This window comes from Bacteroides sp. AF39-16AC (genome assembly GCF_003602735.1).
GTDB classification, from domain to species: Bacteria; Bacteroidota; Bacteroidia; order Bacteroidales; family Bacteroidaceae; genus Bacteroides; species Bacteroides uniformis.
Genome location: NZ_QTLN01000030.1, coordinates 33666 through 46455, shown reverse-complemented (window position 1 = coordinate 46455; position 12790 = coordinate 33666). Strand labels below are relative to the sequence as shown.

13 protein-coding genes and 1 tRNA gene are annotated in these 12790 nt (G+C 44.8%); 12 read left to right on the top strand and 2 right to left on the bottom strand.

Annotated elements, in window-relative coordinates; all coding sequences use genetic code 11:
• Positions 1-297 precede the first annotated feature (297 nt).
• A complete protein-coding gene (locus DW039_RS18410; protein ID WP_120382209.1) occupies positions 298-858 on the top strand; it encodes a hypothetical protein in 561 nt (186 codons plus the stop codon).
• A 43-nt stretch (positions 859-901) separates the two neighbouring features.
• On the top strand, positions 902-1699 hold the full coding sequence (locus DW039_RS18405) for a TerB family tellurite resistance protein (protein WP_120382208.1): 798 nt from the start codon (positions 902-904) through the stop codon (positions 1697-1699).
• A 267-nt stretch (positions 1700-1966) separates the two neighbouring features.
• Here DW039_RS18405 and DW039_RS18400 read toward each other — a convergent pair.
• Positions 1967-2040, bottom strand: a tRNA-Asp gene (locus DW039_RS18400).
• 359 nt (positions 2041-2399) lie between these two features.
• Between DW039_RS18400 and purU the strand changes: the two genes are divergently transcribed.
• From purU to DW039_RS18355, 9 genes are all read left to right on the top strand, one after another.
• On the top strand, positions 2400-3257 hold the full coding sequence (gene purU, locus DW039_RS18395) for a formyltetrahydrofolate deformylase (RefSeq protein WP_005831431.1): 858 nt from the start codon (positions 2400-2402) through the stop codon (positions 3255-3257).
• 89 nt (positions 3258-3346) lie between these two features.
• Positions 3347-3937: an imidazole glycerol phosphate synthase subunit HisH gene (hisH, locus tag DW039_RS18390; protein WP_008664882.1), complete on the top strand. Its 591-nt coding sequence runs from the start codon at positions 3347-3349 to the stop codon at positions 3935-3937.
• Positions 3938-3957: 20 nt separating this feature from the next.
• Positions 3958-4680 (top strand): 1-(5-phosphoribosyl)-5-[(5-phosphoribosylamino)methylideneamino]imidazole-4-carboxamide isomerase, encoded by a 723-nt coding sequence (gene hisA / locus DW039_RS18385; RefSeq protein ID WP_005831427.1) that lies wholly within the window; start codon positions 3958-3960, stop codon positions 4678-4680.
• A 56-nt stretch (positions 4681-4736) separates the two neighbouring features.
• Entirely contained in the window at positions 4737-5492 is a 756-nt protein-coding gene (gene hisF / locus DW039_RS18380) for an imidazole glycerol phosphate synthase subunit HisF (RefSeq protein ID WP_005831425.1), read from the top strand.
• A gap of 121 nt (positions 5493-5613) precedes the next feature.
• Positions 5614-6219, top strand: coding sequence for a bifunctional phosphoribosyl-AMP cyclohydrolase/phosphoribosyl-ATP diphosphatase HisIE (hisIE, locus tag DW039_RS18375; protein WP_009038209.1), 606 nt, complete (start codon positions 5614-5616; stop codon positions 6217-6219).
• A 23-nt stretch (positions 6220-6242) separates the two neighbouring features.
• Positions 6243-6950, top strand: a complete 708-nt coding sequence (locus DW039_RS18370; protein WP_044467697.1) for a cell division ATP-binding protein FtsE — start codon at positions 6243-6245, stop codon at positions 6948-6950.
• 123 nt (positions 6951-7073) lie between these two features.
• Positions 7074-8393, top strand: a complete 1320-nt coding sequence (locus DW039_RS18365) for an aspartate kinase (protein ID WP_005831418.1) — start codon at positions 7074-7076, stop codon at positions 8391-8393.
• A gap of 153 nt (positions 8394-8546) precedes the next feature.
• Positions 8547-9707 (top strand): diaminopimelate decarboxylase, encoded by a 1161-nt coding sequence (gene lysA / locus DW039_RS18360; protein ID WP_005831416.1) that lies wholly within the window; start codon positions 8547-8549, stop codon positions 9705-9707.
• Positions 9708-9849: 142 nt separating this feature from the next.
• Positions 9850-10332 carry a ferritin gene (locus DW039_RS18355; protein ID WP_005831414.1) on the top strand — a complete coding sequence of 161 codons (483 nt, stop codon included), beginning with the start codon at positions 9850-9852 and terminating at the stop codon, positions 10330-10332.
• Between the two features lie 141 nt (positions 10333-10473).
• Here the strand turns inward: DW039_RS18355 and kbl are convergent, their stop codons facing one another.
• Positions 10474-11661 (bottom strand): glycine C-acetyltransferase, encoded by a 1188-nt coding sequence (gene kbl / locus DW039_RS18350; protein WP_120382207.1) that lies wholly within the window; start codon positions 11659-11661, stop codon positions 10474-10476.
• A 153-nt stretch (positions 11662-11814) separates the two neighbouring features.
• Here kbl and DW039_RS18345 point away from each other — a divergent pair, with 153 nt between their 5' ends.
• Entirely contained in the window at positions 11815-12771 is a 957-nt protein-coding gene (locus tag DW039_RS18345; RefSeq protein ID WP_005831407.1) for an NAD-dependent epimerase/dehydratase family protein, read from the top strand.
• Positions 12772-12790: the final 19 nt, after the last annotated feature.

Sequence of the window (12790 nt, the reverse complement as noted above, 5' to 3'; positions counted from 1 at the left end):
GGGCACTTTTTAAATGTTGTTCCGGGTCCCTTTTCAAGTGTTAGCTACATCCAATACATATAGAAATTAAAGAAGCGTTATGCTTATCTTGTAGTTTGAAAACCTGAGAAACTTTCAAAATGAGATACAAGGAGGGCATAGTGGTTCTCACGCTATAGCGTGGGCTGCTATATCCATATCTGTATCTCAGGTTTTCTCAGGACCTTCAAACTAAGACATGGCATTGCAGTTCCACGCTTTACTATTTTAACAAAACTTCTCTGAAGGAACGGGAAAAGTGTTAAAGACATAATCAAAATGGGATTTTTTAAATTTGGTAGTAAAAAGCCTTCTATTAATCATCAGATTATTCAAGGCAAGAAATGTACAGTCTTTCAGTTTTCAATGAAAGCCACTGATTTTGTAATAACTTGCCATGTTGCTCCAGCTCCAGAACCTTTAATAAGTTTTCCTTCTTATGATCCTCGTTTGGGAAGATATGTGGAGATAGTTTACGGTGAGAAGGATTTTGCGGATGACATCCAAAAACTTATTGATACAATAGACTACGAAGATAGAGGAGAAGAAGCCTTTTATTACGCTTTTGATGTTTTCGTTACTGAACACATAAATGAATTTAATAGACTTATTGATACTGATCTTTTCCGGATTATTTCTGAAATCATTTTAATGATGGAAGCTGTTTTAAAAGCTCGGGTAAAAGAACAACTGCCTGAGCAGGACAAAATAGACATTATGCACTCTTACATAAATCGTACTCTAACAAAGTTTGCTAATAATTTCTATATAACTAAGTATAGAAGAAGTAATTTCAATATTGAGCCTTATTTGGTGAAATATTCAGATACGGTTCGTTAAGTCTATATTCCAATATTATATTCTCTAAATTACATAAATTACAATGGAAACATATGACCAATTTTCCATAAACCTTTTAGAATCTCAAGGTTCTATTACAATACCATCCGTCAAGGTTATTTCAGACAATGTTAATATTTGGGAAAACGGAGGTGTTGTAGAACATAGTGTAACTCCAACCTCTATAATTTTAGATACTCAATCTGAAGGAGTAAGCTATATAATAGCTAACCAAAAATTAGGACAGTTTATTAACTTAAACGGTTTTTTCAAAGAGAAATCCGAAAATAAAGATAGGATCTTATTGAGTACAGATTTATTCGCAGGTGGAATAGGAGAATACATGTGCCCCGACATGCTATCGCTATTTTATAAACAGGGAAAGTTAGCAAAATTACAATTTACAATAACTAATCCTTCGCGAATAGTAGAGTTTATTATTCCTATTTTCGACCAAATAGAAGTTACTCCCAAAGAAGATGATTCATATGAAACCAAAGTTAAGCTATGGCATTTGATGTGTGTGATTGCTATATCTAAAGCCAATGGAATTAGAAATCCAACTCAGCGACAATTAATAGAAACTATCATGAAACGTGAAAATATGACAGAGGAACATCTCAATCGGGTGAATAATAATGCTACATCTATTAGTTTCATGCCTCCTGCTGATGATCGTAAAAAGTTACGTATATTATACGATATGGTTGTTATAATGATTGCTGGTGGGCAAATGACAGATGAAGAAAAAGGACTTATTGGCGATATTGCATACAAATTCGGATTTGAGCCTGATAAAACTCTTGATTATTTGATGCAAACAGTCTTTAATGAAATGTAAGCCTATGCCCTTGTGTAAATAAATCATTGAATTTATAAACAAAAGAAAAGCGCAACTCTGATTGTTTCTGAATTGCGCTTATATTATTTACACACGTTGTTTCACTAATTCTATTACTTTAAAACTGCATTATGACGGGATATGTAAAGAAAGCAACGAGGAAATAGCAAAATGAAATCCTAAATGAAAACCAACACCCGATATTACAATATTAGGGTGTAATATCGGGTGTTGGTTTTGCAAATTATTGATAATCAATATTTATTGCGGTGCGTACGGGACTCGAACCCGTGACCCCATGCGTGACAGGCATGTATTCTAACCAACTGAACTAACGCACCATTATTTCATTCTTTCGTTGCTATCTCTCTTGATTGCGGTTGCAAAGGTAGGCATTTCTTTGATATCTGCAATAGCTATGGCGAACTTTTTTCCAAGCGTTTTGTGCTGTATTTGCTTTATATCCTCATATTGAGAAGATTGGAAAAATAAGAGAAAAGTAAATTTAACAACTGTTTAGAAATACGTTTATGCACTGTTTTATTCTTGATATGAAAACCTTTCCTGGAGAAAACGAAACATTTCGGAGCTTGTTTTAAACTTCTTGCTCGAAAAGTTCGTTGTTTTGCAATAAATCGTTATTTTTGCGAACTCAAAAAGAGAATGTTGTAATTTGAAAAATGATAAAAAACATTTTAGGATGATGAAAACAGCCAAACTGTTGCTACACTGCCCTGACAAACCAGGCATATTGGCAGAAGTAACAGACTTTATAACGGTGAATAAAGGTAATATTATCTATCTGGATCAGTATGTAGACCATGTAGAGAATATCTTTTTTATGCGTATTGAATGGGAATTGAAAGATTTTCTGGTGCCTCAGGAAAAGATTGAGGATTATTTTGCCACTTTGTATGCACAGAAATATGAGATGAATTTCCGTCTCTATTTCTCCGATACAAAACCGCGTATGGCTATCTTTGTTTCAAAGATGTCCCATTGCTTGTTCGACTTGTTGGCGCGTTACACCGCTGGTGAGTGGAATGTGGAGATACCTCTTATTATAAGCAATCATCCCGATTTGCAGCACGTGGCCGAGCGTTTCGGTATTCCTTTCCATCTTTTCCCCATTACCAAAGAGACAAAGGAGGAACAAGAGAAGAAGGAAATGGAGTTACTGGCAAAGCATAAGATAACTTTCATAGTGCTGGCGCGCTACATGCAGGTCATTTCCGAGCAAATGATAAACGCTTATCCCAATAGGATAATCAATATCCATCACTCTTTCCTTCCGGCATTTGTGGGAGCGAAGCCCTATCATGCTGCGTTTGAACGTGGAGTGAAGATTATTGGAGCTACCAGCCACTATGTTACCACAGAATTGGATGCCGGTCCCATCATAGAGCAGGATGTGGTGCGTATTACACACAAGGACACTGTGCAGGATTTGGTGAACAAGGGTAAGGACTTGGAAAAGATTGTGCTTTCTCGTGCTGTTCAGAAGCATATTGAACGCAAGGTGTTGGCATATAAGAACAAAACGGTAATATTTAATTAGTTGATAGTTGATAATTGATAGTTGATGGTGGGGAACTTGTCATTACCTTTCAATTATTACCTTTCAATGGTCAATTCTCAATTAAAAAAATGAAAGTTGCAGTTGTCAAATATAATGCAGGCAATATCCGTTCGGTGGATTATGCTTTGAAGCGTCTGGGAGTAGAGGCAGTGATTACGGCGGATGAGGCTGTGCTACGTGCTGCCGATAAGGTTATCTTTCCCGGTGTGGGAGAGGCGGAAACCACTATGGACTTTTTGCGTGCCGGTGGTATGGATAGGCTGATAAAGGAGTTACGCCAGCCGGTATTGGGCATTTGCCTGGGCATGCAGTTGATGTGCCGCCACTCTGAAGAGGGGGATGTGGATTGCCTGGGTATTTTTGATACTGATGTGAAACGTTTCATTTCGCAGAGGCACGAGGATAAAGTACCTCATATGGGATGGAATACCATTGCCCGGACGAATAGCGGACTTTTTAAAGGCTTTACTAAAGAAGAGTTTGTTTATTTCGTACATAGTTTCTATGTGCCAGTCAATGATTGTACGGCAGCCGTGACGGATTACATTCATCCGTTCAGTGCCGCTTTGCATAAAGGCAATTACTACGCCACACAGTTCCATCCGGAAAAGAGTGGAAGTGTGGGAGAGCGTATTTTGCGGAATTTCCTGGAACTGTAAATCGTCAAATCGTAAATAAAATGATAGAACTGATTCCCGCTATTGACATTATTGACGGAAAATGTGTACGCCTTTCCCAAGGCGATTATGACAGCAAGAAGGTGTACAACGAAAATCCCGTGGAAGTGGCCCTGGAGCTGGAGGCTCATGGTATCCGCAGACTTCATGTGGTCGATTTGGACGGTGCGGCTTCCCATCATGTGGTAAACTACCGTACGTTGGAACAGATAGCTGTGCGTACGTCTCTTATTATTGATTTTGGAGGTGGGGTGAAGAGTGATGAAGATTTGGTGATAGCTTTTGAGAACGGTGCGCAGATGGTGACCGGTGGCAGCATTGCTGTGAAGAATCCCGAATTGTTCTGCAAATGGCTTCAAATGTATGGTTCCGAGAAAATTATTCTTGGCGCTGATGTGAAAGAGCATAAAATAGCCGTCAATGGTTGGAAGGATGAGAGTGGCTGCGAACTGTTTCCGTTCTTGAAAGACTATGTAGAGAAGGGGGTCCGTAAGGTTATCTGTACTGATATCAGTTGTGACGGAATGCTGCAAGGACCATCGATAGCGTTGTATAAGGAGATACTGGAGCACCATCCTGAACTCTATCTGATAGCCAGTGGAGGCGTAAGCTGTGCCGATGATATACGCCATTTGGAAGTTGTCGGCATACCTGCCGTTATTTTCGGTAAGGCTCTGTACGAAGGCCGCATCACCTTCAAAGAACTGGAAAACTTTGTTAGTTGAAAGGTGAAAATTGAAAATTAATCACTTATAACTCATAACTTATAACTCAAACCGCCGTGTTAGCAAAAAGAATCATTTCTTGCCTCGACATTAAAGATGGGCAGACAGTGAAAGGTACCAATTTCGTGAACCTCCGCCAGGCGGGCGACCCGGTAGAACTGGCGCGTGCTTATAGTGAGCAGGGTGCCGACGAACTGGTTTTTCTCGACATCACAGCCAGTTTTGAAGGCCGTAAGACTTTCACTGAATTGGTGAAACGCATAGCTGCGAATATCAGCATTCCTTTTACTGTAGGTGGAGGCATTCATGAACTGGGTGACGTGGATAGGCTACTGAATGCAGGTGCCGATAAAATCTCCATCAATTCCTCAGCTATCCGCCGTCCCGGATTGATAGACGAGATTGCGAAGAACTTCGGTTCTCAGGTTTGTGTACTGGCAGTTGATGCCAAACAGACAGAGAAGGGATGGCGGTGCTACTTGAACGGTGGTCGTGTGGAAACGGATAAGGAACTGTTTGCGTGGACAAAAGAAGCCCAGGAACGTGGTGCGGGCGAGATATTGTTCACCAGCATGAATCACGACGGTGTCAAGACCGGTTATGCCAATGAAGCGCTTTCCAGCCTTGCCGACGGATTGTCCATCCCCATCATTGCATCGGGAGGGGCAGGTGCCAAAGAACATTTTCGTGACGTCTTTTTGCAGGGAAAAGCAGATGCTGCCCTGGCAGCCAGTGTTTTTCATTTCGGAGAAATCAAAATTCCCGAATTAAAATCGTATCTTTGTGCCCAAGGAATTGCGATGAGAAGATGAAGGTGAGTTTACGATTGGACGATTTACGATTTACGATTGGGATTACTCAAGCAAATCATAAGTCTCCAGTCACTTAAAATAATATCAATCGTAAATAGTAAATAGCTAAATCGTAAATAGAATGGATTTTGACAAGATGAACGGACTCGTTCCGGCGATTATACAAGATGCAGATACCGCTAAGGTGCTGATGCTTGGCTTCATGAACAAGGAGGCTTATGACAAGACGGTGGAAACTGGAAAGGTGACTTTCTTCAGCCGTACCAAGAACCGTCTTTGGACGAAAGGCGAGGAGAGTGGCAACTTCCTGAATGTGGTTTCCATGAAGGAAGACTGTGACCGGGATACGTTACTGGTGCAGGTACATCCCGTAGGCCCGGTTTGCCATACCGGCACAGATACTTGCTGGGGTGAGAAGAACGAACAGCCGGTTATGTTTCTAAAGCTTCTTCAGGATTTCATCTGTAAGCGTTATGATGAAATGCCCGAAGGTTCCTATACGACCAGTCTTTTCCAGTCCGGTATCAACAAAATGGCACAGAAGGTAGGCGAAGAGGCTGTGGAAACCGTCATTGAGGCTTGCAACGGTACGGACGAACGCCTGATTTATGAAGGAGCTGATTTGTTGTATCACCTCATTGTGCTGCTCACATCCAAAGGATACCGCATTGAAGACCTTGCGCGTGAATTGGAGGAACGTCACAGTGCGACGTGGAAGAAACATTAAGTAATTAAAAATTAATAATTAAAATGGGGGTGGGCGAGGCGCTGATAAGATATACGGACGTAGAGATACACCAGCAGGAGTTGTGCGTACTGAACGATGTGAATTTGGAACTTCACAAAGGGGAGTTCGTGTACCTGGTAGGTAAAGTGGGCTCCGGCAAGACGAGCCTGCTCAAGACTTTCTATGGCGAACTGGATATTGCATCGGGCGAGGCTGAAGTATTGGGGTATGACATGCTCCATATTAAGCGTAAGCACATCCCGCAGTTGCGCCGTAAGCTGGGAATCGTATTCCAGGACTTCCAGTTGCTGACAGACCGTACGGTGTACGATAACCTTGAATTTGTTCTCCGTGCTACCGGTTGGAAGAGCAAAGGGGAGATTAAGGACAAAATAGAAGAGGTGTTGAACCTGGTGGGGATGAGCAACAAAGGATATAAGCTGCCTAATGAACTGTCGGGTGGTGAGCAACAGCGCATTGTGATTGCGCGTGCAGTGCTCAACTCTCCGGAGATAATCCTTGCGGATGAGCCTACCGGAAACCTGGATTCGGAAACCGGACATGCCATTGCAGAACTTCTGCACGGCATCAGTGAAGCCGGCGCACTGGTGGTGATGACCACGCACAACCTGCAGTTGCTGCGAGAGTTTCCCGGCAAGGTGTACCGGTGCGCAGACCATCTGATGACTGATGTTACAGCAGAATACGCCCCTGCAGTAACCAATGATTAGTAGTTAAGTAGTTATCTCTAACTACTGATTCTTATAAAGAACAGAAATTAACGATAAAGCTCCGCAGCTGCCTACTTGTAGCTCGTAGCTTGTAACTATAAACTAATTAATACAGGAACGAAAATGAAAGTTTTAAAGTTTGGAGGTACTTCAGTAGGTTCGGCTCAGCGAATGAAGGAAGTGGCCAAATTGATTACCGATGGTGAACGTAAGATTGTGGTTCTCTCTGCCATGTCGGGTACCACAAACACATTGGTTGAGATTTCGGACTATCTGTACAAGAAGAATCCGGAAGGTGCCAACGAGATTATCAACAAGCTGGAAAGTAAATATCGCCAGCACATTGATGAACTCTTTGCTACTCCGGAGTATAAACAGAAAGGCCTGGAACTCATCAAATCACATTTTGACTATATCCGTTCTTATACCAAAGACCTCTTCACTCTGTTTGAGGAGAAAGTGGTGTTGGCTCAGGGCGAGTTGATTTCCACCGCCATGATGAACTACTATCTGCAGGAATGCGGCGTGAAGTCTGTGTTGCTTCCGGCTTTAGAATACATGCGTACGGACAAGAATGCCGAGCCCGATCCGGTCTATATCAAGGACAAGCTCCAGGTTCAGCTGGAACTGCATCCGGATGCTGAGATTTATATCACTCAGGGGTACATCTGCCGCAACGCCTACGGCGAGATAGACAATCTGCAGCGTGGCGGAAGCGACTATACGGCTTCGCTGATTGGTGCTGCCATCAACGCTTCCGAAATCCAGATTTGGACGGATATCGACGGCATGCACAACAACGACCCCCGTATTGTGGACAAGACTGCGCCGGTGCGTCATCTGCATTTCGAAGAGGCCGCCGAGCTGGCATACTTCGGTGCCAAGATTCTGCACCCTACCTGCATCCAGCCTGCCAAGTATGCCAATATCCCCGTCCGTCTGCTCAATACGATGGACCCCACTGCTCCGGGTACGCTGATTTCCAACGATACGGAGAAAGGTAAGATTAAGGCGGTGGCTGCCAAGGACAACATTACGGCCATCAAGATAAAATCCAGCCGCATGTTGCTTGCTCACGGATTCTTGCGTAAGGTTTTCGAGATATTCGAGAGCTACCAGACTTCCATCGATATGATTTGTACTTCAGAAGTGGGTGTGTCCGTATCTATCGATAATGTGAAGCATCTCAATGAAATTCTGGATGACTTGAAGAAGTATGGCACAGTGACGGTGGACAAGGACATGTGCATCATCTGCGTGGTGGGCGACCTCGAATGGGAAAACGTCGGTTTCGAAGCCAAGGCATTGGATGCCATGCGCGACATACCGGTACGTATGATTTCTTTCGGTGGTAGCAACTATAATATTTCTTTCCTCATCCGCGAGTGCGACAAGAAGGCAGCGTTGCAGTCACTCAGTGATGCGCTGTTCAATGAGGAATAACTCTTGATATTTTTCAGACGCAGATTACACAGATGACGCAGATTCTTTTTGCTTCCTATTTGTGTAATCTGCGTCATCTGCGTCTGAAAAATTATTTGTAGACACCTCTTTCATCTTCCTTTTTTTAAACTAAACAAAGATTACGATTATTATATGAAAGGAACATTCCCTATCCATAAATTCCGCGAATTGCGTACTCCCTTCTATTACTACGACACAAAGGTCTTGCGCGACACACTTTCGTGCATCCGTACGGAAGCTGCCCGATATGGTAACTATTCGGTGCATTATGCTGTGAAGGCCAATGCCAATCCCAAGGTGCTTGCCATTATCCGCGAGAACGGCTTGGGTGCCGACTGTGTAAGTGGCGGTGAAATCCGTGCAGCCATCAAGGCAGGTTTTCCCACTGGCAAGATTGTTTTTGCAGGGGTGGGCAAGGCTGATTGGGAAATCAATCTGGGGCTGGATTATGACATTTTCTGCTTTAATGTGGAGTCTGTCCCCGAGCTGGAGATTATCAACGAGCTGGCTGCCGCTAAAGGTAAGGTGGCCAATGTGGCTTTCCGTATCAATCCCAATGTAGGTGCCCATACCCATGCCAATATTACCACTGGGCTGGCCGAAAACAAGTTTGGTATCAGCATGCAGGATATGGACCATGTGATAGACATTGCGCAGAATATGAAGAACCTGAGATTCATCGGACTGCATTTCCACATCGGTTCCCAAATATTGGATATGGGCGATTTCGTGGCTTTGTGTAACCGCGTCAACGAATTGCAGGATAAGCTGGAAGCTCGCCATATCCGCATCGAGCACGTCAATGTGGGGGGCGGACTCGGCATTGACTACGGTCACCCCAACCGTCAGCCGATACCCGACTTCAAAAGCTACTTCGAGACTTACAACAGCCATCTGAAACTCCGTCCCCACCAGACGCTCCACTTCGAGCTGGGACGTGCGGTAGTGGGACAATGCGGTTCATTGATTTCGCAGGTGCTTTATGTGAAGCAGGGCACCAACAAGCAGTTTGCCATTCTGGATGCCGGCATGACGGATTTGATTCGTCCGGCACTCTACCAAGCGTTCCATAAGATAGAGAATATCACTTCGGATGCGCCGGTTCAGGCTTATGATGTCGTAGGGCCCATCTGTGAGTCTTCTGATGTATTCGGTAAGGCTATTGATTTGAATGGGGTGAAGCGTGGCGACCTTATCGCCCTCCGTTCGGCAGGGGCTTATGGCGAAATTATGGCTTCGGGCTATAACTGCCGTGAGCTGCCTCAAGGATATACGTCGGACGAGCTGGTATAGAGAGGCTGGAGATGCGTTGCATGAATGGCGAAGCATTTATTATACCAAGGCTTCTGTTTTTATATAAAAAATGTTATTGCGTGAACAACTTTTAAGGTTTCTTGTTACTTTTGTAATGATTTCAATTTAAATAAATACGATTATGATTACAGAAAAATTACAGAATGCAATTAATGAGCAGATTACGGCTGAGATGTGGTCTTCCAACCTTTATCTGGCAATGTCTTTCTATATGGAGAAAGAAGGTTATAACGGCATGGCTTCCTGGTTGAAGAAGCAGGCTTCTGAAGAAAAAGCTCATGCTTGTGAAATGGCTTCTTATATCATCAAGCGTGGCGGTAAGGCCAAACTGGACAAGATTGATGTTGTTCCCAATGACTTCGGTACTCCACTGGAAGTGTTCGAGCAGGTAGCCCAGCACGAACGCCGTGTTTCCAAAATGATTGATGAATTGGTAGATGTTGCCTCTGCCGAAAAAGATAAGGCTACACAAGACTTCCTTTGGGGATTCGTGCGCGAGCAGGTAGAAGAAGAAGCTACTGCCGACGGCATTGTAGATATGATAAAGAAAGCCGGTGATGCCGGAATCTTCTTCGTTGACTCAAAACTGGGAGAACGTAGATAAGAGAGAAACTAAAAAAAATCCCGCGGCTAATTTTAGTCGCGGGATTTTTTTTAGTTATGAGTTATAAGTTGTGAGTTATTTGTTGATGAAGGGCTTATATCCGCAAGGGAAAGCACAAGCAAATAACTTATAACTCATCACTCATTTCAGCACTCCCAGCTCTTTCCCCACCTTAATAAATGCAGCGATACATTTGTCCAGATGCTCCTTTTCGTGTCCGGCAGAGATTTGTACGCGGATGCGTGCCTGGTCTTTGGGCACTACGGGGTAGTAGAAGCCGGTGACGTAGATGCCTTCTTCCTGCATGCGGGTGGCATAAATCTGGGAGAGTTTGGCATCATACAGCATGACGGCGCAGATGGCGCTTTGTGTCGGCTTGATGTCGAAACCGGCGGCGGTCATCTTGTCGCGGAAGTAGTTCACGTTTTCCAGCAGTTTGTCATGCAGGGCATTGCTCTCTTTGAGCATCTTGAATACCTCGAGGCTGGCGCTGATGATGCCCGGAGCCAATGAGTTGGAGAAGAGGTACGGACGGCTGCGTTGGCGCAGCAGGTCGATGATTTCCTTGCGTCCGGTAGTGAATCCTCCCAAAGCGCCGCCAAAGGCTTTGCCCAAGGTTCCGGTATAGATGTCCACGCGTCCGTAGGTGCCGTATTGTTCGCTTACGCCGTGTCCCGTAGGGCCTACCACGCCGGCGGAGTGTGATTCGTCCACCATGACCAGCGCGTCGTATTTCTCGGCAAGGTCGCAAATCCGGTCCATCGGGGCAACGTTGCCGTCCATGGAAAATACCCCGTCTGTAACCACGATACGGAAACGCTGTGCCTGGGCTTCCTGCAGGCATCTTTCCAGGTCGGCCATGTCGGCATTGGCGTAGCGATAGCGTTTGGCTTTGCAGAGGCGTACGCCGTCAATGATGGAAGCATGGTTCAGGGAGTCCGAGATGATGGCGTCTTCCTCGGTGAAGAGGGGCTCGAACACACCGCCATTGGCGTCGAAACAAGCGGCGTAGAGAATGGTGTCTTCAGTCTTGAAGTAGTCGGAGATGGCTGCTTCCAGTTCCTTGTGGATGTCCTGCGTTCCGCAGATGAAGCGTACGGACGACATGCCGTATCCGCGGCGTTCCATAATCTGCTGGGCGGCGGCAATCAGCCGCGGGTGGTTGGACAGTCCCAGGTAATTGTTGGCACAGAAGTTCAGCACCTCTTTGCCTTTTACGCTGATGGCAGCTTGTTGTGCACTCTCAATCAGTCGCTCTTCCTTGTAGAGTCCGGCTTCTTTTATTTCAGCAAGTGTCTTGCTGAGATGGTCTTTCATTTTACCGTACATAGCATTTTATTTTTTAGGTAATACGTTGTCATTACATTTCCCACAAAGAACATCATTTTTCTTGGAATAAACAATATCAATATGGCAGAAATATGAAAAAAAAGTATGTATATTTGCACCATATATAATAACGAAACCTTATAAATAACTCGTATGAAGAATATTTTGGTAATTGGAGCTACCGGACAGATTGGGTCGGAACTCACGCTGGAGTTGCGCAAACGTTATGGCGATGACCATGTTGTGGCAGGATACATTCCGAGTGCTATGCCCAAGGGAGAATTGAAAGCATCCGGCCCTTCGGCCATTGCCGACGTGACAGACCGTCAGTCCATCGAGGTGGTGGCACGTCAGTTCAAGATTGATACTATCTACAACCTGGCTGCCTTGCTCTCGGTAGTTGCCGAAAGCCGTCCGGCCATGGCTTGGAAAATCGGTATCGACGGGTTGTGGAATGTACTGGAAGTGGCACGTGAGTACAATTGTGCCGTGTTTACTCCGAGTTCCATCGGTTCGTTCGGCGAAGCTACGCCTCATGTGAAGACACCGCAGGACACTATCCAGCGTCCGCGTACCATGTATGGGGTGACAAAAGTGACGACTGAATTGTTGAGTGACTATTACTATACAAAATATGGTGTGGATACACGCTCGGTACGTTTTCCGGGAATCATTTCGAACGTGACCCCTCCGGGTGGCGGCACTACGGACTATGCGGTGGATATTTTCTACTCTGCCGTGAAGGGAGAAAAATTCGTATGTCCGGTGAAGGCCGGCACGTATATGGATATGATGTATATGCCCGACGCACTGAACGCGGCCATCTCGCTGATGGAAGCGGCACCGGCAAGGCTGAAGCACCGCAACGCTTTCAACATCGCCTCCATGAGTTTTGACCCGGAACAGATTTATCAGGAAATTAAGAAGCATATGCCTGATTTTGAGATGGCATACGAGATTGATCCGCTGAAGCAGGCCATTGCCGACAGCTGGCCCGACTCTCTGGATGACTCTTGTGCACGCGAGGAATGGGACTGGATGCCGCAGTACGACCTGGAGTCCATGACCGTAGACATGCTTGAGAAATTAAGAGCTAAATTAAACAAGTGACCGTAAGCGGTCCGTAAAG